The organism is Pseudomonas akapageensis (assembly GCF_011355085.1).
Taxonomy (GTDB): Bacteria; Pseudomonadota; Gammaproteobacteria; order Pseudomonadales; family Pseudomonadaceae; genus Aquipseudomonas; species Aquipseudomonas akapageensis.
This window is the reverse complement of sequence record NZ_VXCP01000023.1, coordinates 32,423-58,000: the sequence shown is the minus strand read 5'-3', so window position 1 is coordinate 58,000 and position 25,578 is coordinate 32,423. Positions and strand designations below refer to the sequence as shown.

The following is a 25,578-nucleotide window of genomic DNA, read 5'->3' as shown; positions in this document are numbered from 1 at the left end:
TTCTCCTGGACCACTCCATTGTCTGATCCCGGGTCTAAACTTGCAGCCTTGCCAACTAAAGGAAATCAGCAATGAATATCCTCGTTTCGGCATCAAACCAGGGCAGTCAATGGCAGGTCCGCCTGGACCAGCACGTGGTGAATTTTCGCAGCGAGGCCGAGGCACGAGCCTTTGTCTCGACCCTGCAAGCCCGTCTGACAGCCCCCCACCCGATACCGCAGCTAGCGTCCGCTAACCTCTGGCCAACTGAAATCGTCGCGTCAGCACTGAGACCGTGACGGCCGATATCCCACACAGGCTGATGACCTGTGCCATGGGCAGCGCGCTGCCGTCGTGCAGCACGCCCACCAAGGATGCAGCGCCGGCTGCCACACTGAATTGCAGGCAACCGAGCAATGCCGATGCACTCCCCGCCCTGGCGCCCTGCCCGCTCATGGCGCAGGCCGATGCATTGGGGATGATGCAGCCAAGGCTGGCGATGCAAATGAACAGCGGAATCAACAGTGGCCAGAGCGCCTCAGTGTGCAGGGCGCTGATACCCAGCAGAACCAGGCCCGCAGCCAGATAAATCCAGATAGTCCGCGCCAACAGAAAGGCCGGGCCGCGCTTGGCCAGCAAACGTGCATTGATCTGCGCAACCAGAATGAAACCCGCCGCGTTGGTGCCGAACAGCCAGCCATAATGCTCGGCGGGCACGCCGTAGAGCTTGATGAAGACAAAAGGCGACCCGGCGATATAGGCAAACATCCCGGCCATGACGATACCGCCGGTCAAGGCGTGCCCGACATACACCTTATCCTTGAGCAACCGCCCATATTGGCGCAGCGCGCCGGACAACGGTGGACGAGGTTGATTGGCCGGCAGGCTTTCCGGCAACCCGAGTGCCACTGCCAGCGCACACAGGGCACTGAACAGGGTCAATGCGATAAAGATCGACTGCCAGCCATACAGGTTGACCAGCACACCGCCCAGCATTGGCGCCAGGATGGGTGCCAGGCCCATCACCAGCATCAGTTGCGAGAACACTTTGGCCGAAGCCACCGCATCGCACTTGTCGCTGACGATCGCCCGCGACAACACCATCCCGGCACAACCACCCAGCGCCTGCACGAACCGGGCGACGATCAGGGCATCCAGGCTCGGCGCATAGGCACAGGCCAGTGACGCCAGCGTAAACAACACCACCCCTGCCAGCAATGGAACCCGCCGACCAAACCGATCGGCCACCGGCCCATAGGCCAACTGCCCGATGGACAAGCCAAGGAAGTAAGCGGCAAGGGTTGTCTGGATATGTTTTTCATCAGTGGCAAAAGCCGTAGCCATCGCCGGAAAACCTGGCAGGTAAAAGTCGATCGCCAACGGACCGAACGCACTCAGGGCGCCAAGAATCAGGATTATTCTCAGGTTCATCAGGAATCCAAAACAGACAGGGCAGCGCTAGTCTAACTGTCTTGGATCCATCTACATGAAATTCTTTGAATTACAAATGCGTCGCCTTGGCCACTTCATACCCCTCTTCGCTGATCAGGCTGATGATCCGCTCCGCACTCAACGAACTCTCGACGCGAACCAGGGCCTTGCCCAGATCGACTTCGACCGTTGCCGACTCATCCTGGCTTTTAACCGCTTGAGTGACCGCACGGACACAGTGACCACACGACATACCTTGGACATTGAATACTTGCATGAGGATCCAGCTCCTGTTGAGGGTTTGACCCAGCTTCAGGCTTGCCATAGGGTCAAGGTCAAGTTCTTCTGTTTTCTGCCGGGCTGGAAATCGTTGCGCGCCTCGGCCAAGCTGCAGCATCCAAGATTCGATAGCAGGAGATTCATTCATGCGCTGGGCAGTACTGAGCCTCATCGGCATGCTTGGCCTGTTCGCCCTTCCCCAGGGCGCGAGTGCCGCACAAGACTATAGCGTGCTGATCATTTCCCGGGAGCGTCTGGAAATCGCGACCGCCTGCGAAATCGGCGTGTATATCCAGGATGAGCTGGCCGGCCGCCTGTTCCAGGAACAATCCACGTCCTTCAACCTTGCCCCGGGGCGGGTTTCCATTCGCCTGCGCTTGTTGCCCGGGCAAGTGCCCGGCTGCGCGCCGGGTATCCAGCAGGCAGACAACAACACCACGCTGGACCTGCGTGCCGGCCAGATCAGCAAGTATCGGATTGCCATGGGTCAAAACGGCCTGTATCTGAAGAAGGCAGGATTGGGGTATTGAACCGGGCTTGACCTTCCCCATGTGTCAAGGTTGATGCTGGGAGCCTGTTCAAGGAGGTACACCCATGCTCGAATCCGCGACCATTGAATTGCCAATTGCCGGCATGACGTGCGCAAGTTGCGCCGGACGGGTCGAACGCGCGCTGACCAAGGTGCCTGGCGTCGCTCAGGTCAGCGTCAATCTGGCCAGTGAACGCGCTCATATCCAGCTACTCGGCCAACTGGACCCTGCCCTGTTGATCGACGCTGTCAGCCAGGCCGGTTACAGCGCCTCCCTGCCGCAAGACAATCGCGCCTCACCCGAAGATGTCGAACAGCGCTTGCGCAAGGAGCGCTGGGCGCTGAGCCTGGCGATTGTGCTGGCATTGCCGCTGGTGCTGCCGATGCTGTTGCAACCGTTCGGCATTCACTGGATGCTGCCGGCCTGGGCGCAATTTGCCCTGGCAACCCCGGTACAGCTCATCTTCGGTGCCCGCTTCTATGTCGCGGCCTGGAAGGCGGTCAAGGCCGGTGCCGGCAACATGGACCTGCTGGTGGCGATCGGTACCAGCGCAGGCTACGGCCTGAGCCTTTATGAGTGGGCCCGCGCCGGCGCAGGTCAGATGCCGCACTTGTACTTCGAAGCCTCAGCCGTGGTCATCGCCCTGGTTTTGCTCGGCAAATACCTGGAAAGTCGCGCCAAGCGCCAGACCGCCAGCGCCATTCGCGCACTCGAAGCCCTGCGCCCGGAGCGGGCGGTGCAAGTCATCGATGGCCGTGAGCAGGACGTCGCGATCAGCGCCCTGCGCCTGAACGATCTGGTGCGGGTCTTGCCCGGCGAACGTTTCCCTGTCGACGGTGAAGTCGTCGAAGGCCAGAGCCATGCCGATGAAGCGCTGATCAGCGGGGAAAGCCTGCCCGTGCCCAAGCAACCAGGCGACAAGGTGACCGGCGGCGCCATCAATGGCGAAGGCCGCTTGCTGGTGCGCACCCTGGCGCTGGGCACCGAAACCGTCCTGGCGCGCATTATCCGCCTGGTCGAAGACGCCCAGGCTGGCAAGGCGCCCATCCAGAAACTGGTGGACCGGGTCAGCCAGGTCTTCGTGCCGGTCGTTTTACTGCTGGCGCTGGCCACCTTGCTGGGCTGGTGGCTCAGCGGCGCACCGATCGAAACGGCAATCATCAATGCCGTGGCCGTGCTGGTCATTGCCTGCCCTTGCGCCCTGGGTCTGGCCACACCCACAGCGATCATGGCCGGTACCGGCGTCGCCGCCCGCCACGGTATTTTGATCAAGGACGCCGAAGCCCTGGAACGTGCCCATGCGGTGCGCAGCGTGGTCTTCGACAAGACCGGGACCCTGACCTCCGGAACCCCGAGAATCGTTCACAGCCATGCCCTCGATGGCAACGAACGGCAAATGCTGCAACTGGCCGGTGCCTTGCAACGCGGCAGTGAACACCCCCTGGCCAAGGCCGTACTCGACGCCTGTCGGGAACAGAACCTGACCGTAGCCGATGTCAGCGCAACTCAGTCACTGACCGGACGCGGCATTGCCGGGACCCTGCACGGCCGAGACCTGGCCTTGGGTAATCGGCGCCTGCTTGACGACAGCGGATTGCACAACGCCCCACTGAACCTCTTGGCCCAGGCCTGGGAAGCCGAAGGCCGAACCCTGTCCTGGCTGATCGAACGCAGCCCGCACCCACAAGTACTGGGCTTGTTCGCCTTCGGCGACACGCTCAAGCCCGGTGCTGTCGATGCCGTGCAACAACTGGCGGCAGAGCAGATCAGCAGCCACTTGCTGACGGGTGACAACCGCGGCAGCGCCCATGCGGTCGCCCAGGCCCTGGGCATTACCGATGTACACGCCGAAGTGCTGCCGGCAGACAAGGCCGCCACTGTGGTCGAACTGAAGAAATCGGGTGTCGTGGCCATGGTCGGCGATGGCATCAACGACGCCCCGGCCCTGGCCGCGGCCGATATCGGCATCGCCATGGGCGGTGGCACAGACGTGGCCATGCACGCGGCCGGCATCACCCTGATGCGCGGCGACCCACGGCTGGTGCCGGCGGCGCTGGAGATCAGCCGCAAGACCTATGCGAAGATCCGCCAGAACCTGTTCTGGGCCTTCGTCTATAACTTGATCGGTATTCCCCTGGCCGCGTTCGGCTTGCTCAATCCTGTGCTCGCCGGCGCCGCCATGGCACTTTCCAGCGTCAGTGTGGTGAGCAATGCGCTGTGGCTGAAAACCTGGAAACCGAAAGATCCGACGGGAGGGGACGTGGCATGAACATCGGACAAGCAGCCCGGCACAGTGGCCTGAGCGCGAAGATGATTCGCTACTACGAGTCCATCGGCCTGCTCAAGGCAGCCCATCGCAGCGAAAGCGGCTATCGCCTGTATGGGCAGGACGACCTGCATACCCTGGCATTCATCAAGCGCTCGCGGGACCTGGGGTTTTCCCTGGAGGAAGTGGCCAAGCTACTGACCCTGTGGCAGGACCGCCAGCGTGCCAGTGCCGACGTCAAGGCGCTCGCCCACCGACACATCATCGAGCTGAATCAGAAAATCGATGAGTTGGTGAGCCTGCGCGACACCTTGCAGGAGCTGGTCGCCCACTGCCAGGGCGACGATCGCCCCGACTGCCCGATCCTGAAGGACCTGGCCACCGGGGGCGCCTGCCATTGACGTTTACTGCATCCAGGGCGGAGGCGGTTCCTCCGCCTTGCCGGGCGGCAAGTCATCGGCCGCACGAGCAGCCTGGCGGCGCGCTTCGTCCATGCGCGCCGCTTCGATTTCGCGCATGACCCCATACACGTCGGCCTGGGTTTCATCGTCCTGGAACTCACCGGTGAGCAGGCTGGCGGGGTGCAGGCTGCCGGCTTCGTAGAGTGCCCACATTTCCTTTGCGTAGCGGGTTTTCCTGAGCTCCGGGGCAAAGCGACCGAAATAGCTGGCCATGTTGCCGACATCGCGCTCGAGCATGCTGAAGGCGTGGTTGTTGCCCGCCGCGTCGACCGCCTGTGGCAAGTCGATGATGACCGGCCCTTCCGGACTCAGCAGCACGTTGAATTCAGACAGATCACCGTGCACAAGGCCGGTACACAGCATCAGAACGATCTGCCTGATCAGGAATTCGTGATACTCGCGCGCTTGCTCGGGCTCGAGCTCCACATCGTTGAGCCTTGGCGCCGCATCACCGTACTCGTCGCAGACCATCTCCATCAACAGCACGCCTTCGAGAAAATCGAAGGGCTTGGGCACGCGAACGCCGGCGTTGGCCAGGCGAAACAACGCCGCAACCTCGGCATTCTGCCAGGCATCCTCGGCTTCCTTGCGCCCGAACTTGGAGCCCTTGGCCATCGCCCGGGCCTGCCGGCTGTTACGAACCTTACGACCTTCCTGGTACTCGGCAGCCTGACGGAAGCTGCGCTTGTTGGCCTCCTTGTAAACCTTGGCGCAGCGCAGCTCGTCACCGCAGCGCACTACATAGACAGCGGCCTCTTTGCCACTCATCAGTGGTCGCAGCACCTCGTCGACCAGACCGTCTTCGATCAACGGTTCAATGCGTTTTGGAGTCTTCATCGGCTTTTATTCTGGGTCCTTTTTTACCAAACACGCGATATTCACAAAATTTGCCGGCCATCCTCTCACAGCAAGGCGCACATGCCGACCTTTGCACGATCAACAGGGTGCAAAGGGCCAGCCAGGTTGCGCAAAACCTAAACCACATTTTGCCATCCCCCCACGCTGTGCAAACTTTTAGCGGTTAATGGTGGAGCTGACCATCCTTTTATCGAAATGATTCAATTTTCCCGGGCCGCAGCCGACCAGATAACTACAAGAATGATTCTGGAGCTGGGATGAACATCAAACAAAAATTAACGTGGGCGTTCGCAGTAATCGCCTGCCTGCCGATCATCCTGGTCGCCACCCTGGTCGTAATGAACCTGCGCAGCGACGCCCGCAGCGGCTTCATCGACAGCAGCAGCCGCGAAATCCGCCAGGTTGCCAATGCCATGCAATTGTTCTTCGAGGGCATCAGCCAGAACGTCGACTACCTGGCTTCCCAACCCTTGCTGAAAAATACCGACGGGAGCCTCAAGAACTACTCCAGCGCCAATGCTGCGCAAATCCCCCAGGGCGAAATGGACAAGCAGGTCTTTGACTTCTTCGCCAGCCTTGCCGCCAGCCATCCGGCCTACTCCTACGTGATCTTCGGCACCAGTGCCGGTGGCTATGTTTCCTGGCCCGATGATCCGAAGCTGGCCAATTACGACCCGCGTCAGCGCCCCTGGTACAAGACCGCCATGGCCAACCCGGGCAAGACCCTGCACACCGACGCCTACTACTGGGCCGCCGAAGACGCGGTGTATGTCAGTACCGTACACAGCATCGCCACCCAACTGGGCAGCAATGGTGGCGTGGTCAGTATCGACGTGTCGCTCAAGCAGCTCACCGAGATCGTCAAACAGATCAAGCTCGGCGACAGCGGCTACCTGATGCTGATGGAAAACACCGGGAAAGTCCTGGTCGACCCCAAACAGCCTGAGCACAACTTCAAGAACCTGTCCGAGCTTGGCGACGGTTATGCACAACTGGCCAAGGCCAAGGGCCTGGTTGAAGTCGAGCTCAATGGCGAGCGCTACATGGCCAACGTCTGGCCGTCCGATAAACTGGGCTGGAGCTTCGTCGGGCTGATCAAGCAGGACGAAGTGATGAGTTCGGCGACCCAACTGGGTTGGTTGATCACAGGTATTGCTGCGGTACTGGCAGCCATCTTCGCCGTGGTCGGCGCCAGCTTCGCCAGCCTGATCGTGCGGCCGATTCGCAGCGTCGCCAGCGGTCTGGAAGGCATTGCCCAGGGCGAAGGCGACCTGACCCAGAACCTACAAGTGCGTGGCCGCGACGAAACCGCGCAACTGGCCAACTGGTTCAACCAGTTCCTGGCCGCGATTCGCAGCCTGATCCAGCACATTGGCCAATCGGCGAACAAGATTCTGGCCACCTCGAAAAGCTCGACCCAGGTCTCGGCCGACATGGCCGAAGCGGCCGGGCGTCAGCGTGAAGCGGTCGACATGGTCTCCACCGCCTTCCACGAAATGGTCGCCACCGCCAATGAAGTCGCCCGCTCCTGCAGCCAGGCCGCCGAGTCGGCCGACAGCGGCCAGCAGCAGGCGCGTCAGGGCCAGCAGCAGATCGACGCCGCCGTGAAGAGCGTTGACCAGCTGAGCGTGGAAATCGAGCAGTCCGCCCAGTCCATGCAACAGTTGGAACGCGACAGCAACGACATCCAGTCGATCCTGGGCACTATCCGCTCGATCGCCGAACAGACCAATTTGCTGGCGCTCAACGCCGCCATCGAAGCGGCCCGTGCCGGCGAACAAGGTCGTGGTTTCGCCGTAGTGGCCGACGAAGTCCGGGCCCTGGCCAAACGCACCGCCGACTCCACGGCCGAGATCGATGGCCTGCTCGGCAACCTGGCGCAACGCACCAGCCAGGTCGCCCAGCAGATGCATGCCAGTCTTGAAGTGTCGCAGGAATCGGTGAGCCGCATCGGCCTGGCACGCACCAGCTTCGGGCAGATTCGCGAGTCGGTGGACGTCATCCGTGACATGAACACCCAGATCGCTACAGCGGCCGAACAGCAACATCAGGTGGCAGAAGACATCAACCGGCACATCAGCCAGATCCACGGTGATGCGCAGTTGGTGGCAGAACTGGCCGACTCGGCGAAGCTCGATTCGCAGAGCCTGGCTGGGTTGTCCAATGAGCTGGATGCTCTGGTACGACGTTTCCGTACCTGAGTGATGCCGACTTCTCGTTCCCACGCTCCGCGTGGGAATGCAGTGCCAGACGCTCCAGCGTCGACCCGCCGGAACGCGACGCAGAGCGTCGCAGCAGGCAACGAGGTCGGAGGTCAGGGCGCTGGCTTACTGCCGAAACAACTCCCCCGGCGTAAACCCCAAAAGCCGCTTGAACGCGGCGATGAAGGCCGAAGTCGAGTCATAGCCACACGACAACGCCACCTCGGTCACGCTGTTGCCCTCCTCCAGCATGCTCAACGACGACAGCAAGCGCATGCGCTGGCGCCAGCTGCGAAAACTCAAGCCCGTTTCACGCTGGAACAGCCGCGTCAGCGTCTTCTCCGATGTCCCCATATACCCGGCCCACTCACTTAACGTCGCATCCTGGTCAGGGCTTTCGATCAATTCATTGCACAGCGCAAGCAAGCGCTTTTCCTGCGGCAATGGCAGGGAAAAACCCACTTCAGGCAGGCTGGCCAGTTGATCCAGCAGCACGTCCACCAACCGCGCCTCGGGGCTAGGCGCGGTCGGGTACTCCACCGGCAATTGGCAAAAGCGCTTGATCAGCTCGCGGGCCAGCGGCGTCACCTCCAGTACACGGCAGCGTGGCGCCGCCCAGGTCGAGTCTTCCTGGCGTACATACAGGCTGCGCATTTCCGCGCGCATCGAGGTCACCACTTCATGTTCGACACCCGCCGGTATCCAGATCCCCCACTGGGGCGGCGCAAAGAAACTGCCCTCGGCCGTGTGCACGCCCAGCACACCACTGATCGCATAGGAAAACTGCACCCACTCGTGGCGGTGACGCCGCGTCCAGGAACCGGCGTCGAGGCTTTCTGCCCGGGCGTACAGAGGCCGGGGCAAGTGGGTCAGCGCCGGAATCTGGCGTGGCTGGGGTATTTGTCCGTTACTCGGCATTGATTGGCCTTCTGTCGCAAGCCGGGTTCTAGCGCTCACGTTAACCTGTGTCGCACATCATTACAAAACGCACCGCAGGCCCGCCTATGCAAGCGCTCAAACACCTTAAACGCGTGGTAACCGACTGGTTCCTCTGCGGCATGTTCCTGGCCACCTTCCTGGCCTGGCTGTTCCCGCATTTCGGCAGCAGCGGCGGCGCCATGCATGCCGAGTACGTGATCAACATCGGTGTGTTCCTGGTGTTCTTCCTGCATGGCATCAACCTGTCCAGTGAACAGATCCGCCATGGCCTGAAAAACTGGCGTTTGCATGCGATGGTGCAAAGTTTCACCTTCATCGCCTTTCCGCTGCTGTGGCTGCTGGGCGACAAGCTGCTCGGCTCACACCTGCCAGCCTTGCTGATGCTTGGCTTCCTCTACCTGTGCGCACTGCCGTCGACCATCTCCTCGTCAGTGGCCCTGACCGGCAGTGCCGGCGGCAACGTCCCGGCGGCGATTCTCAATGCCAGTCTGTCCAGCGTGCTCGGCATTTTCATCACACCCTGGCTGGTCAGTCTGGTGGTCGGCACCGGCGCTGGCGGCATCGACCTGGGTTCGACCTTGCTCGACCTGTGCGCCATGCTCCTGTTGCCGCTGCTGCTCGGCCAACTGATGCGACCGCTGCTGGGCAAGTTCTTCGCCCGCTACAAGCGCTACACCAGCATCGTCGACAAACTGGTCATTCTGTTGCTGGTATACGCCGCCTTTTGCAACTCGATGGTCTCGGGCATGTGGCAGCAGCAAGGCACGAGTGTGATCCTCAGCGCCTTCATCGGCAGCGCCCTGCTGCTGGCACTGGTGCTCTGGCTGACGACCCGCAGTGCTCGCGCGCTGAAGTTCAGCCCGGCCGACGAGATCGCAGCGGTGTTCTGCGCCAGCAAGAAGTCACTGGCCGCCGGTGCGCCAATGGCAGCCCTGATCTTCGGCGCTCACCCGGGGTTGGGATTGATCCTGCTGCCGATCATGATCTATCACCCGCTGCAGTTGATCGTCTGCTCGATCATGGCCGAGAACTACGCCAACCGCACCCGGCGCGAGCCCCAGGCATTGGGCAAGGCGGCCGTCAGCGCTCGATGATCGCCGTCACGCCCTGACCGCCGGCTGCACAGATCGAGATCAGGCCACGGCCCTGCCCGGCCCTGTCCAGCAGCTTGGCGAGGTTGGCGAGTATGCGCCCGCCGGTGGCCGCGAAAGGATGCCCGGCCGCCAGGGATCCGCCCTTGACGTTGAGTTTGCTGCGATCGATCGAGCCCAGCGGCTTGTCGAGGCCCAATCGGGTCTTGCAGTAATCGGCATCTTCCCAGGCCTTGAGGGTACAGAGCACCTGCGCCGCGAAGGCTTCATGGATCTCGTAGAAATCGAAATCCTGCAGCGTCAGCTGATTGCGCGCCAGCATGCGCGGTACCGCATAGACCGGCGCCATCAGCAGCCCCTCGTCGCCCCTGACGAAGTCCACGGCAGCCGTTTCGCCGTCACGCAGGTAAGCCTGAATCGGCAACCCGCGCTCGTTGGCCCAGGCTTCGCTGCCCAGCAGGACGACTGACGCACCATCGGTGAGCGGCGTTGAATTGCCCGCCGTCAACGAACCATGGTCATCGAGCTCGAACACCTGCTTGAGGCTGGCGAGCTTTTCCAGGGTCAGGTCGGGGCGCAGGTTCTGGTCACGGTTCAGGTGATGAAAAGGCGTCAGCAGATCGTCAAGCCAGCCCTCGGCGTAGGCTGCCGCCAGCTTCTGGTGGCTTTCCAGCGCCAGTTGGTCCTGCTCCTTGCGTCCGATCTGCCAGGTATGGGCCATCAGTTCGCAATGCTGGCCCATGGACAACCCCGTGCGCAGCTCCACGTTGCGAGGCAGTTCAGGTTTCAAATCATGGGGGCGCAAGGCCGCCAGGGCCGCGAGCTTCTGGCCAAGGGTTTTGCTGCGGTTGATCTGCAACAGCACCTGACGCAGCCCTTCACCGACGGCAATCGGTGCATCGGACGCCGTATCCACCCCACCGGCAATCCCACAATCGATCTGGCCCAGGGCAATCTTGTTGGCCACCAGCAACGCCGCTTCCAGCCCTGTGCCGCAAGCCTGCTGCACATCGTAGGCCGGCGTTTGCGGGGCCAGGCGCGAGCCCAGTACGCATTCGCGGGTCAGGTTGAAATCCCGCGCGTGCTTGAGCACGGCCCCGGCGACCACTTCGCCCATGCGCACTCCATGCAGGTTGAAACGCTCGATCAGGCCTTCCAGCGCTGCCGTCAGCATGTCCTGATTGCTCGCATGGGCGTAGGGGCCGTTGGCCCTTGCGAAGGGAATGCGGTTGCCGCCGATGATTGCGACCCGGCGCAATGAATTCATTGAAAGCTCCCTTGCTCATGAATGTCAGTGGGTACGAGCTAAAGCGTAGGTAATTTTTCTTCACCCGAACGACTGATGGGCAACCTTGGTCCACACTTTGAAGCTTATCTACCGGAGAGCGCTCCATGTCTGATCGCTATATCAACTTCGCCAACTCTGACATCGGCCGCCGCCTGGTCGGCGCCGTCGGCCTGCCGACCCCGGCACGCCTGGAACGTTGGCAGGCTGGCCGCCTGCGACCAATCGAAGGGCCTCTGCTGCTCGGCGGGGGACCGCTCGCAGCGAAGGTCGCCGAGTTCGCCAACCGGTTGACCGATCAGGTGTACAGCTTTGCCAGCGAAGACCTGAGTGCAACGGCCTGGGTCCCGGGTCTGGGGACCAAGCTCAAGGCCGTGCTGTTCGATGCCAGCGAGATCACCGATATCGACGAACTCAAACGGCTGCGCGAATTCTTCCAGCCCCTGCTCAGAAGCCTGGCGCCCAGTGCCCATGTGGTGATTCTCGGGCGCGCACCGCAATGCTTCGAAGACCCACTCGCCGGCGTCGCCCAACGTGCGCTCGAGGGGTTCAGCCGCTCGCTGGCCAAGGAGTTGCGCGAGGGCGGGACCTTGCAATTGTTGTATGTCGCCGAGGACGCCGAAGACCAACTCGAAGGTGCGTTGCGGTTTTTCCTGTCCCCTAAAAGCGCCTTCGTATCGGGTCAGGTGCTGCACCTCAATGCCTGCGCCAGCCGGGTTCAGGACTGGACCCGGCCACTGGCAGGGCGTAAGGCGCTGGTCACCGGCGCGGCGCGCGGCATCGGTGCGGCCATCGCCGAAACCCTGGCCCGTGACGGTGCCGAAGTGGTGTTGCTGGATGTGCCACCGGCCAAGTCCGATCTCGAAGCACTCGCCGCACGCCTCGGCGGGCGCGCCTTGACCCTGGACATCTGTGCCGAAGATGCCGCCGCGCAATTGATCGCAGCACTGCCCGACGGCATCGACATCGTCGTCCACAACGCCGGCATCACCCGCGACAAGACCTTGGCCAACATGACACCGGAATTCTGGGACTCGGTGCTCGCCGTCAACCTCAAGGCGCCGCAGCTGCTGACCCAGGCACTGTTCGACAGCCACACCCTGCAAGACAACGGACGCGTCATTCTGCTGGCCTCGATCAGCGGTATCGCCGGCAACCGTGGACAGTCGAACTACGCTGCGAGCAAGGCCGGCCTGATCGGGCTGGCCCAGGCCTGGGCGCCGAAAATGGCCGAACGCGGAGCCAGCATCGCCGCCGTGGCGCCGGGCTTCATCGAAACCCGCATGACCGCCGCCATCCCCTTCGCCATGCGCGAAGCCGGCCGACGCATGAGCTCCCTGGGCCAGGGCGGCCTGCCCCAGGACGTGGCTGAAGCCGTCGCCTGGCTCAGCCAGCCAGGCTCCGGCGCGGTCAATGGGCAAGTGCTGCGGGTGTGCGGCCAAGCCGTGATGGGGGCCTGAACATGCCCATTCAATGGCACGAACTCTCCAGCGAGCCGCCCCTCTCCGGGCTGTATGGCAAAGCCGCCCTGCACCGCAAGATCACCGGCAAGGTACTCCCCGAAACGGGTTTGCGGTGCCGGGTAAATGTCGACACCGAGCGGCTGGTCAACTACCGCAAAATCTGCCTGTTCGGCGAAAGCAGCCTGTTGCCGCCGACCTACCCTCATGTGATGGCCTTCGCCCTGCAGATGAAGTTGCTAACCGAAGACGGCTTTCCGTTTCCCCTGCTCGGCCTGGTGCACCTGCACAACCGCATACGCGTGTTGCGCCCGCTGGGCGGTCTGAGCAGCGTACGCATCAGTGTGCACGTGGAGAACCTGCTGCCCCATGACAAGGGGGCGACCTTCGACATGATCACCCAGGTCGATGATGGGCTCGGCCCGCTGTGGGAAGAGACCAGCACCCTGCTCTGTCGCGGCGCCCAAGTGCCTGGCGAGGTACCTGCGCAGGTGCTGCCGGCTGAACTGCCGCTGGTCGAAGCGCGGCGCTGGTACGCCGGCAATGAAGCGGGCCGGCGGTACGCCAGGGTCAGCGGCGACTACAACCCGATCCACCTGAGCGCCACCACGGCGCGCTTGTTCGGTTTCCCCCAGGCGATTGCCCATGGCATGTGGTTGAAAGCCATGACCATGGCGGCGTTGCGTGAGCATTGGCCGATGGCGGGGTATGAGATTGCGGTGCAGTTTCACAAGCCGGTGCGGCTGCCCAGCGAGGTGGTGCTGTTGGCGAGCTCGGCCAAGCCCAGTGGGCAGTTGCGGTTGGAGGGGCATGGGGAGTTGGTGCATATGACCGGGAGTTGGGCGCCGGTTACATGATTGATGGCGACCGCTTTGCGGTCGATCGCTGGCAAGCCAGCTCCCACAGGGTATCTATGGCATCACACCATTCACTGTGGGAGCTGGCTTGCCAGCGATAAGGCCCGAAGGACCTGCATACAAACTTTGCACAATTTTGCTGTTATTTGTAGGAAATTTCCGAGAAAATCCCTTTTGCCATTGTGCTGCTTGTGCCTGTGAATCCTTGAGGCTAGTCTGCCCCGACCGCTGAAATCAGCGGTACGGATGTGGAAGTCCGCCCAGACCATAGAACACAGCAGCTCTCCATTTTATGGCAGCTGTACGCGGGGTACCTTCGGGTGCGCCGGGGTGTTCTGTGGCCCGGTCTTCCACACCTGCGTGCAGCTGCCTCCCTCATGCGTGGAAGCAAGGTTGGCAGTCCTTATTAATCCCCCACAGGACTCTCAATATGAAAAAACTCGTACCCGACCCACCCCAATCCATACTCACCCTCCTCAAACTCACCAACAAAACCCTCATCAAAGCCATCAACGACGGCATCCCCGAAAAAGACCTCCTCGACACCCTGAATGCCACCGGCATCGCCACCTTCGGCGGCCAGGACGGCTGGCCATACCCGCTGTTCGCCGTGCGCGAAGGGGTCGATGCTGCGGACGCTCTCGCGCATGTTTCGTTGCTGCTGCTTTGTGCCGAACAGATCGCCGATGAAATCAGCGAGCAAGGCAGTGGCGTGGAGCGGGGGCTGATCGGGGCCATGACGCATTCGGTGGAAATGGCCCGGGCGGTGGTGGAGGCGTTGTTGGAGGGGCACGATAGATCCCGGTAGGCAATACCGGCCTCATCGCTGGCAAGCCAGCTCCCACAGGGTATGTGCAACGCCGACCTCTGTGGGAGCGGGCTTGCCCGCGATAAGGTCCGAAGGACCTTCAAGCTTGCACCAAACGCCCAACCCCCTGAAGCTATACACCTTCAGGAGACCCCCGCATGAACCTCGACGAACTCACCCAACGCCTGCACCGCATCCGCGACACCAACGACTGGCGCGGCTTTCACAGCCCTAAGAACCTGGCCATGGCCGCCAGTGTGGAGATGGCCGAGCTGGTGGAGATTTTCCAGTGGCTCAGTGAGGACCAGTCCCGGCAGTTGTCTACCGAACAGCTGGAACATGCCGGCCAGGAAGTCGGCGATGTGGTCCTTTACCTGCTGTTGTTGTGCAGCGAACTGGGCCTGGATATGGAACAGGTCGTGCGCAGCAAACTGGCCGACAGCGAAAGGCGCTTTGCCCGATGAACGATCGTCACTTCGATGAGCTGGCGACCCGCTTCGCCGAAAAAATCTACGGCGGCGCCAAGGGTGCCATTCGCCTGGCGGTGCTGCAGGCGGACCTGGCCGAAGCCCTGCCGGATCGCCCATTGCGGGTGCTGGATATTGGCGCGGGGCTGGGCCATATGTCGCTGTGGCTGGCCGAGCGCGGCCATCAGGTGACCCTGGCCGAACCCGCCGAACCGATGCTTGCCGGGGCTCGCGAGCGTTTTGCCGCCGCCGGACAGCAAGCGACGTTCATTCAGGCGCCGTGGCAGGAATTGCTCGGGCAACTGACCGAACCCTATGACCTGGTGCTATGCCATGCCGTGCTCGAATGGCTGGCCGAACCCCATGCCATCCTGCCGGTACTGCACCAACTGACCGCACCGAACGGCTGGCTGTCACTGGCCTTCTACAACCGCGATGCACTGGTGTTCCGCAACCTGCTCAAGGGCCATTTCCGCAAGCTGCGCAAGAACACGCTGGCCGGTGAAAAGCAGAGCCTGACGCCGCAAATGCCGCTTGATCCACGGGATTTGCAAGCGCAACTTGAGGGTTACTGGACGGTCGAGACCCAGAGTGGCGTCCGGGTGTTTCATGACTATATGCCCCTCGAGTTCCAGGCCAAGGCCGAACTGCTGGACCTGCTGGAAATGGAGCTGGCGCACCGCCGCCACCCGGCCTATGCCGGCCTGGGGCGCTACCTGCACTGGATTTGCCGCCCGGCCTGAACAGGCCCATGGAGAAGAAAATGCTACGCCGTATGATGCTGGGCCTGTCGTTGCTGGGCCTGGCCGCCTGCCAGAGCCCCAACCCCTACACCGCCGTTTCCAACCCGCTACCGCCCGCACCACCCCAGGCCGCCAACACGTTCGACGCCAGCGCTTACCCGGCGCCACAGCGCGACTACGCCCATTACCGCAATTGGGCCTGGCTCAACGGCCAGTTGCCCGCGGGCAGCGAGTTGATCGACTCGGCGCAGGTCGCCGAAGCCGTGAGCAACGCGCTGGACCAACGGGGTTTGCGACCGGCCCGCGGCAACGCGCCAGCTGACCTGCACGTCGCTGCCGACATGCGCCTGGAAACGCGCTTGCAGCAAGTCACCGATTATTACGGAGCCTACGGCGGCTACGGTTACGATCGCTATGGCCCCTATAACCACTATGGCAATGGTTACGGCGTGTATGGCAGCGTCCCGGTGGTGCGTACCTACACCGTTCAAGTCATGGTGGTACACATCAATCTGTTCGATGGCAGCAGCGGCCAACCGGTCTGGAGCGCCAGCGCCGAGACCAGTAGCCAGGGCAGTATCAGCGAGCGTAACAACGCTTTACGCGACGCTGTTCAAAAGGCGCTGACGGCGTATCCTCCTAGTTAGGGCAGATTTTTTGCAGCTGCCCGTGCGTAAACTCAACCGGAGACCCATCATGTTCCGCCGTCTCGGTTTACTCTCACTGGCCATTCTGCTCAGCGCCTGCGAGACCACCAAAGTCAATCAGGACTACGATGCCAGCCGCGATTTCGCCGCCTACCGCAGCTGGACATGGAAAGAGCCCGCCCTGCAATACCGCCCGGACGATCCGCGGATCAAGAGCGACCTGACCGAGCAGCGGATCCGCCAGGCAGTCAGCGAACAGCTGGACCAACGCGGCCTGCGCCCGGCCCAGGCGTCCAGCAAGGGCGACCTCAATATTCAAACCTATTTCATCGTGGAAAACCGTCAGCAACAGTACACCACCGGCTACGGTGGCTATGGGTACGGTATGTGGGGCAACTATTGGGGTGGCCCGACGTACTACGAAACCCGCACCTATGACTACAAGGTCGCCACGATTCAGGTCGACATGCTCGATGGCCACGACGGCAAGCTGGTCTGGCGCGGCAGCGCCGAGCACATCTTGAGCAACTACCCGCCAGACCCGAACGAACGCAGCACTGCGATCCAGCAGACCGTAGCCAAGGTGCTGTCCTACTACCCTCCCAAGCTCAATTAACCTCTAAAAGCACTCTCCAGTCGCCACGAAGGCGACTGGCCATCATTTTGCGCGAGCCTTGACTACACTGGCGTACGCTCGGCATCGACCTGTCGACGTCGGCGCAAACCTCAGCTGTGGTGCCGAACGGACTCAACTGGCGATCTGAACCGGCAGCTCGATACAAAACCGAGCCCCCTCCCGGGCATTGCTCACACTCAAACACCCGCCCATGTTGTCGATGATCCCGTAGCTCACCGACAACCCAAGCCCTGTGCCCACACCAATAGGCTTGGTGGTGAAAAACGGCTCGAATATCCGCTCCAGCAGGCGCGGGTCGATGCCACCGCCGTTATCCTCGACCAGCACGCGAACCGAAGCGCTGTCATGCTCGATGCTCAGCGCGATCCAGGGCTGGAAGTCGCGATTGCCTTCGCGCCTGGAGAGCAAGGCATCACGGGCGTTGACCAGCAGGTTGATCAGCACTTGCTCGAGTTGATCCACATGCCCGCGCACCTGGAGCTGCGTCTGCAGATCCGCCACGCGCAGTTCCACGCCCTTGCCGCGCAGGCCTTCGGACAGTAGCGACAAGGTGCCCTCCACGGCCTGTTTCGGATCGAACAATTGCTGTTCGATTTCAGAGCGTCGGCCAAACACCCGCATATGATCGACCACCCGCGCCGCCCGCTGGACCTGGGCATCGATACGGTTGAGCTTGTCTTGCAGGTAATCGATCTGCACATCGCCGTTGCCCAAGCGCTTGAGCATGTTGACGATGGCCATGCGCATGACATTGAGTGGCTGGTTGATCTCATGGGCGAGCCCGGCTGCCATCTCCCCCAGGGTGGCCATCTTCGCGCTCTGGGTCAGCTGCTGTTGAGTGCGGCGCACGTCGGTGTTGTCGCGGCCCACGGCCTGCACTTCGAGCAACTGACCGGCTTCATCGAACACGCCACGATCGGACCAGATCCACCACGCATGTTCGCGACCGGGCAGTAGCAGGGCGATCTCTGCCGTGCTGACCGGCTGCTCGGGGGTCAAGCCAGCGATACGCTCGACGAATGCCTGATGTTGCTCCGGCGACAACCAGCTGCCCAGGTTGATACCGGGCAGTTCCTGCGGCGTGCATTCCAGGTAGGCGGCCAGCGGCCGGTTGCCGAAGGTCAGGGTCAGGTCCGGCCGATAGCGACAGATCATCGCCGGCGAGCTTTCCACCAGAATGCGGTAGCGTTCCTCGCTCTGACGTACCTGTTCGGCGGTCTGAGTGGCCTCGGTGACATCCAGCCACAGCCCGACGGCTTCAACGGGTAAGCCGAGGTCATTGCGCAACAGGCGCGCCTCATCGAGCAGCCAATGGTAATCGCCGCGGCTGTCCTGCAGGCGATAGCGGCTACGCACCTGGCCTTCGCGCAAGAGCACGCGCGAGCGCTCGAAAAAGGCCGCGCGGTCATCGGGGTGCACCCACTGGGACAGCTCGGCCTGCTGGCATTGCTCCCGGGTCCAGCCCAGCAGCGGCTGCAGACTGGCGCTGAAAAAGTCCGGACGCAGCGCACCTTCCTCATAGCGCTGTACGTAGATGATCGCCGGTGAGCTGGCGATGAGGTTGTCCAGCCGGGCATGGGCAGCGGCTGCCTGTTGCTGCTGGATTTTGATGTCGCTGATATCGAGGAGGAAGCCGATCACCCGCCGCGCGGCCCCCTTGCCCAGCGCCTGCCCGGAGATACGGCACCAAAGCGACGCCAGGCCTGATTGATACAGGCGTACGCATTGCAGCAGCGGTGTGTCGTGCTGCTCAAGTGCACGCATTCCCGTGTGCAGTTCTTCGCGGTCGGCCGGGTGGATCAAGTCGAGGAAGGCCTGCAAGGTCAGCGTGCTGGTCTCGAGCCCCAACGTCAGTGCCAGCGACGGTGCCAGCACTACCTGCTCGCCCTCGGCCTGATACTCCCACCACCCCGTATCGAGCAGCCCTTGCAAGGCCTCCAGGCGCTGCAGCTGATGCTGATGCTGCTGCTCGGCCAGACGGCTCAGCAAAGGTTCCGCCAGCGCCGTCAGCAAGGGTTCGCCATCGCGCTCGAGCAGCAAGTCCAGCGGTTGGCCGGCGGCAGTGGCGCAAAGCATCCAGGCCTGTACGGCACCGTCGCTGCAATAGGGCAGCAATAACACGGCGCAGCTGCCAAACAGTCGTTGCAGTTCCGGGTGCTGGCTGGAGCACAGAACCTGCCCCTGCTCACATTTGTGCAGTTCGCGACTCAAGCGCGCGTCACAAGGCCAGAGCCCCTGAAAGGCATTGCCCTGGGCCTCGGCGAAGGTTTGCCAACCTTGCCCGTTACGCAGCAGCAACGCCACCCGCGACAAGCGCCAGCGCTGTGCCAGTGCCTGCAGTTGATCGCTCGTCACGGTCGACAGCCGCGCCGGATCGCACTGGCGCAGCTGGGCATTGATGTCTCGGGCCAGGCGTTGATTCTGCTCCTGGCTGCGGGCCTGGCGGCGCTCTTGTATCAGGTCGCCGACATCGAACATCTGCAGCATCCAGCCGCCCGGCCATTGCAGCAGCCAGCCACGGGTATGCAGCGTCTGACCGGCCGGGCCCTTGAAGTCCAGGTCCAGGGTCTGGTGCTGCCAGTCGCCGGGCTGCCCTTCGAGGCTCAAGCGACTCTGGGGCTGGACGTAATCGATCAGGGTCGCACCGCTTTGGGTGGGCAATGCCAGGGCCGGCCGCAACGGGCCGGCCAGACGCAGAACACGGGCCTGGTCATCCATCAGGATCTGCAGGCCCACGGCCGGCAGCACCAGCGGTTCCGAGGCCTCGGTCAGGTGCGGTGTGCTGCGGCCACGCCAGCGGCTGAACAGCGTTTCGCCGCCACTCAAAGCTGCAGACTCGCTTCGGCGTGCAGGGTGTCCGGCAAGCGCGTTGACTTGATCGCCGTTGCACCTTTTTGCCGAGTGGGGAGGCCTGCTTCCATGTTCGCGTCTACCCTGACAGTAATACCTGTGTACCAGCATAGAATCATTCATCGAAAAGGGATGTTTTTTACAAATGCAAAGCCTCGTCCTGCTGCTATGGCTCGCGTTATGCGCCGAACAGGATGTCCGTCAACGGCAGATCGCCAACGAACTGACCCTGGGCGGTGCGGTCTGCGCACTCATCTACCTGTTCCTGACCGGGCATACCTGGCTGGGTGCCGATGCCACTGAAGGGGGCTGGGCCCTGGCAATCGTCATCCTGTTGTCGATGCCTGGCTACGTCTACGGCCAATTGGGTGCCGGCGATGTGAAGCTGCTCGGTGCATTGGCATTGGCCACCGATCGGATGCACATCCTCGGGACGATCATCGGTGCAGGCCTGGTGACAGTGCTGTGGCTGATGAGCAGCAGTTGGCTGGTCGCGCATGTAAGTCAAAGGTTTAAAACCTATCTGCTGCAACTCAATGGCGATTCGTCAAAAAAACAGCCATTCGCCCCCTTCTTGCTGGCCGGTTTTTTCATTGCCCTTTTGTGGGTCAATTAGTCGCTTCAGGGACTTTCCTCTATGTACAGCGCCTGAAAGTGCGTCTACTTTTAGGCCTGAATAGAGGAACTGCCACCAATTGGCTTGGCAAGCAGGGAGTTGCGAGTGGATACGCTAGCGTCACCTTCAAAGCTGCTGATTGTTGATGATCAACCCATTGTCGTCGAAGAGCTGTGCGAATTCCTTGGAGCCAGCGGGTACCGTTGCGTGCCTTGTCATTCCAGCCAGCAGGCCATCGAGCATTTCAACGACGACGATGAAATCACCCTGGTGCTCTGCGACATGCACATGCCCGGGCTCAACGGCATCGAACTGGTCCAGGAACTCAAGAGGGTCGCCGGCAAGCATCGAGCTTTCGAGGCGATCATGCTCACCGGGCGGGCCGACAAACAGGATGTGATCCGGGCGCTGCGCGAGGGCTTCGCCGATTACTACCAGAAACCGGTCGATCTCAATGAACTGCTCGAAGGCGTGCAACGCCAGGAGGCGGTGATTGAAGAACGGCAGAAATGTTTCCAGCACCTCGGTGATCTGAACCAGAAGCTGCAATGCCTGGCAGAATCGATCGACGATCTGTATCAAGACCTGAATAAGGCGCGGGGGCAGCCTGTAATCACGCCCTCATCAGCCGACGTGCAACAGGCCGAAGAGGCAGAGGAAACTCCCGCCATCCTCAGCCAGCTCTCACCCCGCCAACACGAAGTGGCACGCCTGGTCGGCAAGGGCCAGACCAACTATCAGATTGCCTGCGAACTGGGCATTACCGAGAATACCGTCAAGCTGTATGTGTCGCAGGTGCTGCGCCTGACGCACATGCATAACCGGACGCAGCTGGCGTTGGCGTTGGCGCCGAGTACATCGGGGTTGCGGCAGCGGCAGCTGACGCATTGAGGTGAGCGGTTTGTCTGGTGCTCCGTGGTGAGGCTATCGCGGGCAAGCCCGCTCCCACAATATTTGTGTCGATTCAAATATCTGTGAGCTGCATTTAAGCTCTATGGGCTTGTCAGCGAAAAATTCCTCCATTTTCCAGCGGCGCCTTGATCAACGGGTTATTGACGCCGACAGAAACTATATAACTTTAGTAATACTGCTTTCTTACACTTGTTGGTCTGAGGGTTGGCGACAATGCTGTAGTGGCAAAGGGTTATCACCCAGTAAACCCGTCGCATCAGCACCCTCAGCGCAAGGAGCAGTACGATGTCTCCGACCACTTTCCTGAAGAAAATCAAACATTTCGTATATAACAAGGATGCTGCTTCCGGTATTGAATACACGATTCTTGCTGCGATTGTGGCGACAGTCCTTCTTGGAGCTGTACCAACTGTCAAACACGCCGTAAACAATGCCTTCCAGAAAGTCGCCGACGCTGTTGAAGACGTGAAACCGTAGCGAATTTTCACCCAGCGCGCCCCCTCACAACACATCGTTCCTAATGCTGAATAGGTACAAACCATGCCTGTCTCTCTCCCACGCCAGCAATTGCTTTTGGTGGACGATGAAGAGGATGCCCTGTTTGAACTCGCCGAACTCCTGGAGGGCGAAGGCTTCATTTGCCTGACGGCAAGATCAGTCAAGCTCGCCCTGCAGCAACTGACGCTTCACCCCGACGTCGCCCTGGTGATCACCGATCTGCGCATGCCGGAAGAAAGCGGCATTTCGCTGATCAGGCGCCTGCGCGAACACACCGCACGCCAGCATCTGCCGGTCATCGTCACCTCCGGTCATGCCGACATGGAGGATGTCAGCGACATGCTGCGCCTGCAGGTGCTCGACTTGTTCCGCAAGCCCATCTATCACGTTCGCCTGCTGGAAACCCTGGAAAACCTGTTTCCGCAACGGCGCCTGCATCTCGTCGCGCCATGAGAATCTGACCGACCGATCAACACATCCGGTAACAACCCCGGCGCAGACGGCTATAATGGCACCCCATTATTGATTGGAGATTGCCATGCCCGCCCCTGCTGCCTGGTGGCTGTTATGCCTGCCCCTTATCGCGGGCGCCTTCCTGCCCTTGCAAGCGGGTATCAACGGCCAGTTGGCCAAGAGTGTTTCAAGCGTGCTGGCCGCTGCGTTGATTTCCTTCGCGGTGGGTACGGTGGCATTGCTGACCCTGGTGGCGCTGCAACGGGAGATGCCGTCCTTCTCGGCCCTCAAGGGGCTGACCTGGTGGCACTGGAGCGGTGGCCTGCTCGGCGCTTTTTTCATCACAGTGGCGGCCTTCGCCGGGCCGCGCATCGGCGCGATGCTGTTCATGGCGCTGGTCCTGGCCGGGCAGTTGGCGATGGCAATGACCCTCGATCACTTTGGCTGGGCAGGCTTTCGCGAAGCACCGGCCAGCCTGGGCAAGATCGCCGGGCTGTTGCTGATTCTGGGTGGTGTGTGGATGATCCGCCGCAGTTGAGTCAATCGATTACTTCGAATTCGATGCGGGCTGTCTGCCCGCTTTCGTCGAGCACACTGAGCTGAAAACGGCCGACCTGATCAAAACTCGTCCCCAGGCTGTCCTGGCTCAAGGTTTCACCCAAGGGTGCGCCGTTGAGAAACCACCAGCGACGGCCACTGCCGCCCAAGGCAGACAGCTTGATCCGCAATGCCTCGACGCTGGCGGCCGGACGCCGTAGCCGGTCACCCTCGCGCACACCAACGATCGACAAGGGCGACGTGGCCGCGGGGACTTGTGGTGGGCAGCTCGGGTCACTGGGCGGCAGGCGCGATTCGCGCCGTTCGACGCGCGGCAACCAGGGCTCCAGAGGTGCGGGCCACAAGGCAATGTCCCGAGCCGTAGCACCTGGGCAATGGGCATCTACGCGCAAACCCTGGTCATTGACCCAGACCTTCTCCAGCAAACCGACACTCAAGGGTTGATCCTGCGCCAGCAGGGTGGGCGGCGTAGTGCCGTCCAGGGTCCAGGCGAAACGCTGGCGCCGGCAATTGGGGTCGTGCCGGTCCATGGGTTGCCCCAGCGGCCAGCAAATTGCGGCGACGCCAACATTCGCCGGTACCGCCTGCACCGGTGCGACGATGCCGCGCTGGCTGTCACGGTTGGTCAGCACATCGTGAACCTGCAGCATCAACGGCGCCGCCGAGGCCAGGCCGAATTGACCCGGCACCGGCGTGCCGTCGGGGCGACCGATCCAGATACCGATCAGGTAACGCGGCCCGACGCCGATCGACCAGGCATCACGAAATCCATAGCTGGTACCAGTCTTCCAGGCCAGCACCGGGCGTTGTACCAGTTCGGCATGGGGATCGCGGTCCGGGCGTGCCTGACCACTCAGAATTCGCCGCACGATCCAGGCTGCGCCGGGCGACAACAGGCGCCGTTCGCGGAGTTGATCCTGGGGTTGCAGGCGCAGGTTGGCACTCTTGCCGTCACGGGCAAAAGCACTGTAACCACTGACCAGATCTTCCAGGCGGCTGCCGACGCCACCGAGGATCATCGACAGGTTGGGCTCGGCCAGATTCGGCAGCGTCAAGGGAATGCCCCCGCTGCGCATCTGTGCGGCAAAGCGCTTGGGCCCGAAGGCCTCGAGCAATTGCACGGCCGGGAGGTTCAGCGACATTGCCAACGCCGAGCTGGCCGGCACGGCGCCAATGAAACCGGCCGAGAAGTTGCCCGGTCGATAGTCGCCATATCGGCGCGGCACATCCTGCAGCAACGACTCGGAATGGATCAGGCCGGCGTCCAGAGCCATGCCATAGAGAAAGGGCTTGAGCGTGGAGCCGGGCGAACGCAGGGCGCTGATCATGTCGACGTGACCGAACCGGCGTTCATCGTTGAAATCGACCGAACCCAGATAGGCGCGCACGGCCATGTTCTGTGCCTCGACGACGATGATCGCCGCCGAGGTTCGCTCCGGCAGCTTCGCCCGCCAGCCCAGCAACAGATCCTCCAGGCGCCGTTGCAGCGCGGCATCGAGGGTGGTGCGGATCAACGGCGGGCTATCCCGACCGTTCAGCCGCCGCGCCAGCAAGGGAGCCAGTGATGGCTCCTGGCGCGGAGCCAACAACAAGGGTTCCTGGCGCGCCTCGGTCACGGTTTGTTGCGGCCAGACCCGGTAATCCGCCAGCCGCTGCAAGACCTTGTCCCGGGCCACCTGCGCCCGCTGCCGATGACGATCCGGACGCAATCGGCTCGGTGCCTGAGGCAGTACCGCCAGCATGGCGGCTTCGGCTGGCGTCAACTGCATCGGCGACTTGCCCAGATAGGCCCAACTTGCCGCCGCCACCCCCTGCAATGTACCGCCGAACGGTGCCCGGTTGAGGTAGATTTCAAGAATCTGCTGCTTGGACAGGTGCCATTCCAGCTGCCCCGTTCGCCACAACTGGCGCAGCTTGCCGGCCAGTGTTCGCGAGTGCGGGTCGAGCAAGCGCGCCACTTGCATTGACAAGGTGCTGCCTCCCGAAAGCACCCGTCCACCGCTGAGGTTCTGCCAGGCGGCCCGCGCCAATGCCAGCGGGTTGACCCCGGCGTGCTGGTAGAACCAGCGGTCTTCGTAGGTCAGCAGTGCCTGCAGGTAGTAAGGCGAAACCTGCTCGACGGTCACCGGATAACGCCAGACGCCCTCGGCATCGGCGAAGCGCCACAAGGGCGTGCCGTCCTCGGCCAACACCACCCGGGCGAGATCGTCGCCCGGCAGTGGCAGCGGCCAGATCCGGTCTGCCAGCCACAACAGCGCAAGCAACCCCAGCATTGCGCCAGAGACACCCGCGTAACGTTTGGCCAACGGGCTGATATTCAAGGCCAAAGCCCTTTATGCTTGGCCCGGGAATTTGCCGAAATCAGGATCACACTATGCATGTTGAAAGCTTTTTCGAGTGGCTCGGGCAGGCGGTGGGTGCGGTTATCCGCTTTATCGTCGAAGCCCTGAGTGGATTGTCCAACCTGCTGGGCAACGCCGGTGGCAATTTTGTCGAAGGGCTTTCGCGTACGCTGGGCATGGATACATCACTGATCAGCATCGTTGCGTTGATCCTCGGGCTGATGCTGTTGTACTGGGCGATCAGGGCTTTCATGCAGGCATCGCTCATTGTCGGGGTGATCTGGATGCTGGTGGGGTTGTGGGTGTTGAGCTGGATTATTCATTGAATCCGTATGCGACCGCTGCGCGGTCGAATCGCTGGCAAGCCAGCTCCCACAGAGGCCGACGGTGCACATACCCTGTGGGAGCTG

26 protein-coding genes and 1 pseudogene are annotated in these 25,578 nt (G+C 62.0%); 20 read left to right on the top strand and 7 right to left on the bottom strand.

Translation table 11 applies throughout. From position 1 onward, the window contains the following. Positions 1–71 precede the first annotated feature (71 nt). On the top strand, positions 72–278 hold the full coding sequence (locus F2S13_RS29465; protein ID WP_166362730.1) for a hypothetical protein: 207 nt from the start codon (positions 72–74) through the stop codon (positions 276–278). Here F2S13_RS29465 and F2S13_RS16700 read toward each other — a convergent pair. After that, complete coding sequence (locus tag F2S13_RS16700; protein WP_166362728.1) at positions 232–1,410, bottom strand: multidrug effflux MFS transporter; 1,179 nt, start codon at positions 1,408–1,410, stop codon at positions 232–234. The genes F2S13_RS29465 and F2S13_RS16700 overlap by 47 nt on opposite strands. Before the next feature lie 70 nt (positions 1,411–1,480). Further along, on the bottom strand, positions 1,481–1,687 hold the full coding sequence (locus F2S13_RS16695) for a heavy-metal-associated domain-containing protein (RefSeq protein ID WP_166362726.1): 207 nt from the start codon (positions 1,685–1,687) through the stop codon (positions 1,481–1,483). A gap of 148 nt (positions 1,688–1,835) precedes the next feature. On the opposite strand from F2S13_RS16695, the gene F2S13_RS16690 reads away from it, so the two are divergent. The 3 genes from F2S13_RS16690 to cueR all read left to right on the top strand — a co-directional run bounded on the left by F2S13_RS16690 (position 1,836) and on the right by cueR (position 4,886). Next, complete coding sequence (locus F2S13_RS16690) at positions 1,836–2,219, top strand: hypothetical protein (protein ID WP_166362724.1); 384 nt, start codon at positions 1,836–1,838, stop codon at positions 2,217–2,219. Positions 2,220–2,283: 64 nt separating this feature from the next. Beyond that, positions 2,284–4,488, top strand: coding sequence for a heavy metal translocating P-type ATPase (locus F2S13_RS16685; protein WP_166362722.1), 2,205 nt, complete (start codon positions 2,284–2,286; stop codon positions 4,486–4,488). Continuing rightward, a complete protein-coding gene (gene cueR / locus F2S13_RS16680; protein ID WP_166362720.1) occupies positions 4,485–4,886 on the top strand; it encodes a Cu(I)-responsive transcriptional regulator in 402 nt (133 codons plus the stop codon). Before F2S13_RS16685 ends, cueR begins: the two co-directional genes overlap by 4 nt. Positions 4,887–4,889: 3 nt before the next feature. On the opposite strand, the gene F2S13_RS16675 is transcribed toward cueR, so the two are convergent. Continuing rightward, positions 4,890–5,783, bottom strand: a complete 894-nt coding sequence (locus tag F2S13_RS16675; RefSeq protein WP_166362718.1) for a PA4780 family RIO1-like protein kinase — start codon at positions 5,781–5,783, stop codon at positions 4,890–4,892. A 278-nt stretch (positions 5,784–6,061) separates the two neighbouring features. On the opposite strand from F2S13_RS16675, the pseudogene F2S13_RS29860 reads away from it, so the two are divergent. Continuing rightward, positions 6,062–7,147, top strand: a pseudogene (locus tag F2S13_RS29860) (cache domain-containing protein); the annotation flags it as partial. A 90-nt stretch (positions 7,148–7,237) separates the two neighbouring features. Continuing rightward, on the top strand, positions 7,238–8,005 hold the full coding sequence (locus tag F2S13_RS29855) for a methyl-accepting chemotaxis protein (protein ID WP_425500235.1): 768 nt from the start codon (positions 7,238–7,240) through the stop codon (positions 8,003–8,005). Between the two features lie 126 nt (positions 8,006–8,131). Here the strand turns inward: F2S13_RS29855 and F2S13_RS16665 are convergent, their stop codons facing one another. After that, positions 8,132–8,923, bottom strand: a complete 792-nt coding sequence (locus F2S13_RS16665; RefSeq protein ID WP_166362714.1) for an AraC family transcriptional regulator — start codon at positions 8,921–8,923, stop codon at positions 8,132–8,134. Positions 8,924–9,009: 86 nt separating this feature from the next. On the opposite strand from F2S13_RS16665, the gene F2S13_RS16660 reads away from it, so the two are divergent. Continuing rightward, entirely contained in the window at positions 9,010–10,038 is a 1,029-nt protein-coding gene (locus F2S13_RS16660; protein ID WP_166362712.1) for a bile acid:sodium symporter family protein, read from the top strand. Here F2S13_RS16660 and F2S13_RS16655 read toward each other — a convergent pair. Beyond that, positions 10,025–11,302, bottom strand: coding sequence for an acetyl-CoA C-acetyltransferase (locus tag F2S13_RS16655; protein ID WP_166362710.1), 1,278 nt, complete (start codon positions 11,300–11,302; stop codon positions 10,025–10,027). The two genes, F2S13_RS16660 and F2S13_RS16655, sit on opposite strands and share 14 nt — an antisense overlap. Positions 11,303–11,427: 125 nt before the next feature. Here F2S13_RS16655 and F2S13_RS16650 point away from each other — a divergent pair, with 125 nt between their 5' ends. From F2S13_RS16650 to F2S13_RS16620, 7 genes are all read left to right on the top strand, one after another. Then, positions 11,428–12,780, top strand: a complete 1,353-nt coding sequence (locus F2S13_RS16650) for a 3-oxoacyl-ACP reductase (RefSeq protein WP_166362708.1) — start codon at positions 11,428–11,430, stop codon at positions 12,778–12,780. Positions 12,781–12,782: 2 nt separating this feature from the next. Then, positions 12,783–13,637: a MaoC family dehydratase gene (locus tag F2S13_RS16645; protein ID WP_166362706.1), complete on the top strand. Its 855-nt coding sequence runs from the start codon at positions 12,783–12,785 to the stop codon at positions 13,635–13,637. 430 nt (positions 13,638–14,067) lie between these two features. After that, positions 14,068–14,445 (top strand): DUF3077 domain-containing protein, encoded by a 378-nt coding sequence (locus F2S13_RS16640; RefSeq protein WP_166362704.1) that lies wholly within the window; start codon positions 14,068–14,070, stop codon positions 14,443–14,445. Positions 14,446–14,603: 158 nt separating this feature from the next. Continuing rightward, positions 14,604–14,909, top strand: a complete 306-nt coding sequence (locus tag F2S13_RS16635) for a MazG-like family protein (RefSeq protein ID WP_166362702.1) — start codon at positions 14,604–14,606, stop codon at positions 14,907–14,909. Next, complete coding sequence (locus F2S13_RS16630) at positions 14,906–15,655, top strand: methyltransferase (protein ID WP_166362700.1); 750 nt, start codon at positions 14,906–14,908, stop codon at positions 15,653–15,655. Before F2S13_RS16635 ends, F2S13_RS16630 begins: the two co-directional genes overlap by 4 nt. 20 nt (positions 15,656–15,675) lie before the next feature. Beyond that, positions 15,676–16,302: a DUF4136 domain-containing protein gene (locus F2S13_RS16625; protein WP_166362698.1), complete on the top strand. Its 627-nt coding sequence runs from the start codon at positions 15,676–15,678 to the stop codon at positions 16,300–16,302. Positions 16,303–16,351: 49 nt separating this feature from the next. After that, complete coding sequence (locus tag F2S13_RS16620) at positions 16,352–16,918, top strand: DUF4136 domain-containing protein (RefSeq protein ID WP_166362696.1); 567 nt, start codon at positions 16,352–16,354, stop codon at positions 16,916–16,918. 132 nt (positions 16,919–17,050) lie between these two features. Here the strand turns inward: F2S13_RS16620 and F2S13_RS16615 are convergent, their stop codons facing one another. Then, positions 17,051–19,765 carry a PAS domain-containing sensor histidine kinase gene (locus tag F2S13_RS16615; protein ID WP_166362694.1) on the bottom strand — a complete coding sequence of 905 codons (2,715 nt, stop codon included), beginning with the start codon at positions 19,763–19,765 and terminating at the stop codon, positions 17,051–17,053. A 169-nt stretch (positions 19,766–19,934) separates the two neighbouring features. On the opposite strand from F2S13_RS16615, the gene F2S13_RS16610 reads away from it, so the two are divergent. The 5 genes from F2S13_RS16610 (at position 19,935) to F2S13_RS16590 (ending at position 22,806) form a co-directional block, all read left to right on the top strand. After that, on the top strand, positions 19,935–20,405 hold the full coding sequence (locus F2S13_RS16610; RefSeq protein WP_166362692.1) for a prepilin peptidase: 471 nt from the start codon (positions 19,935–19,937) through the stop codon (positions 20,403–20,405). Between the two features lie 105 nt (positions 20,406–20,510). Further along, positions 20,511–21,296, top strand: a complete 786-nt coding sequence (locus F2S13_RS16605; protein ID WP_166362690.1) for a response regulator — start codon at positions 20,511–20,513, stop codon at positions 21,294–21,296. 306 nt (positions 21,297–21,602) lie between these two features. Further along, complete coding sequence (locus tag F2S13_RS16600) at positions 21,603–21,794, top strand: Flp family type IVb pilin (RefSeq protein ID WP_166362688.1); 192 nt, start codon at positions 21,603–21,605, stop codon at positions 21,792–21,794. A 63-nt stretch (positions 21,795–21,857) separates the two neighbouring features. Then, a complete protein-coding gene (locus tag F2S13_RS16595) occupies positions 21,858–22,268 on the top strand; it encodes a response regulator (protein ID WP_166362686.1) in 411 nt (136 codons plus the stop codon). Between the two features lie 85 nt (positions 22,269–22,353). Further along, entirely contained in the window at positions 22,354–22,806 is a 453-nt protein-coding gene (locus F2S13_RS16590) for a DMT family transporter (protein ID WP_166362684.1), read from the top strand. A 1-nt stretch (position 22,807) separates the two neighbouring features. On the opposite strand, the gene pbpC is transcribed toward F2S13_RS16590, so the two are convergent. Next, the gene (gene pbpC / locus F2S13_RS16585; protein ID WP_343047504.1) at positions 22,808–25,141 is read right to left on the bottom strand and encodes a peptidoglycan glycosyltransferase PbpC; all 2,334 of its coding nucleotides are present in this window, start codon (positions 25,139–25,141) and stop codon (positions 22,808–22,810) included. A 59-nt stretch (positions 25,142–25,200) separates the two neighbouring features. Here pbpC and F2S13_RS16580 point away from each other — a divergent pair, with 59 nt between their 5' ends. Then, the gene (locus tag F2S13_RS16580; protein ID WP_166362682.1) at positions 25,201–25,494 is read left to right on the top strand and encodes a hypothetical protein; all 294 of its coding nucleotides are present in this window, start codon (positions 25,201–25,203) and stop codon (positions 25,492–25,494) included. Positions 25,495–25,578: the final 84 nt, after the last annotated feature.

Excerpts from the sequence above, each read along its gene's own strand:
- F2S13_RS29465 (WP_166362730.1), top strand. The coding sequence starts at position 72 with ATGAATATCCTCGTTTCGGCATCAAACCAGGGCAGTCAATGGCAGGTC.
- cueR (WP_166362720.1), top strand. The coding sequence starts at position 4,485 with ATGAACATCGGACAAGCAGCCCGGCACAGTGGCCTGAGCGCGAAGATG.
- F2S13_RS16665 (WP_166362714.1), bottom strand. The coding sequence starts at position 8,923 with ATGCCGAGTAACGGACAAATACCCCAGCCACGCCAGATTCCGGCGCTG.
- F2S13_RS16620 (WP_166362696.1), top strand. The coding sequence starts at position 16,352 with ATGTTCCGCCGTCTCGGTTTACTCTCACTGGCCATTCTGCTCAGCGCC.
- F2S13_RS16595 (WP_166362686.1), top strand. The coding sequence starts at position 21,858 with ATGCCTGTCTCTCTCCCACGCCAGCAATTGCTTTTGGTGGACGATGAA.
- F2S13_RS16635 (WP_166362702.1), top strand. The coding sequence starts at position 14,604 with ATGAACCTCGACGAACTCACCCAACGCCTGCACCGCATCCGCGACACC.
- F2S13_RS16655 (WP_166362710.1), bottom strand. The coding sequence starts at position 11,302 with ATGAATTCATTGCGCCGGGTCGCAATCATCGGCGGCAACCGCATTCCC.
- F2S13_RS16630 (WP_166362700.1), top strand. The coding sequence starts at position 14,906 with ATGAACGATCGTCACTTCGATGAGCTGGCGACCCGCTTCGCCGAAAAA.
- F2S13_RS16610 (WP_166362692.1), top strand. The coding sequence starts at position 19,935 with ATGCAAAGCCTCGTCCTGCTGCTATGGCTCGCGTTATGCGCCGAACAG.
- F2S13_RS16690 (WP_166362724.1), top strand. The coding sequence starts at position 1,836 with ATGCGCTGGGCAGTACTGAGCCTCATCGGCATGCTTGGCCTGTTCGCC.
- F2S13_RS16590 (WP_166362684.1), top strand. The coding sequence starts at position 22,354 with ATGCCCGCCCCTGCTGCCTGGTGGCTGTTATGCCTGCCCCTTATCGCG.
- F2S13_RS16675 (WP_166362718.1), bottom strand. The coding sequence starts at position 5,783 with ATGAAGACTCCAAAACGCATTGAACCGTTGATCGAAGACGGTCTGGTC.
- F2S13_RS16700 (WP_166362728.1), bottom strand. The coding sequence starts at position 1,410 with ATGAACCTGAGAATAATCCTGATTCTTGGCGCCCTGAGTGCGTTCGGT.
- F2S13_RS29855 (WP_425500235.1), top strand. The coding sequence starts at position 7,238 with ATGGCCGAAGCGGCCGGGCGTCAGCGTGAAGCGGTCGACATGGTCTCC.
- F2S13_RS16625 (WP_166362698.1), top strand. The coding sequence starts at position 15,676 with ATGCTACGCCGTATGATGCTGGGCCTGTCGTTGCTGGGCCTGGCCGCC.
- F2S13_RS16640 (WP_166362704.1), top strand. The coding sequence starts at position 14,068 with ATGAAAAAACTCGTACCCGACCCACCCCAATCCATACTCACCCTCCTC.
- F2S13_RS16600 (WP_166362688.1), top strand. The coding sequence starts at position 21,603 with ATGTCTCCGACCACTTTCCTGAAGAAAATCAAACATTTCGTATATAAC.
- F2S13_RS16650 (WP_166362708.1), top strand. The coding sequence starts at position 11,428 with ATGTCTGATCGCTATATCAACTTCGCCAACTCTGACATCGGCCGCCGC.
- F2S13_RS16660 (WP_166362712.1), top strand. The coding sequence starts at position 9,010 with ATGCAAGCGCTCAAACACCTTAAACGCGTGGTAACCGACTGGTTCCTC.
- F2S13_RS16685 (WP_166362722.1), top strand. The coding sequence starts at position 2,284 with ATGCTCGAATCCGCGACCATTGAATTGCCAATTGCCGGCATGACGTGC.
- F2S13_RS16645 (WP_166362706.1), top strand. The coding sequence starts at position 12,783 with ATGCCCATTCAATGGCACGAACTCTCCAGCGAGCCGCCCCTCTCCGGG.
- F2S13_RS16695 (WP_166362726.1), bottom strand. The coding sequence starts at position 1,687 with ATGCAAGTATTCAATGTCCAAGGTATGTCGTGTGGTCACTGTGTCCGT.
- F2S13_RS16580 (WP_166362682.1), top strand. The coding sequence starts at position 25,201 with ATGCATGTTGAAAGCTTTTTCGAGTGGCTCGGGCAGGCGGTGGGTGCG.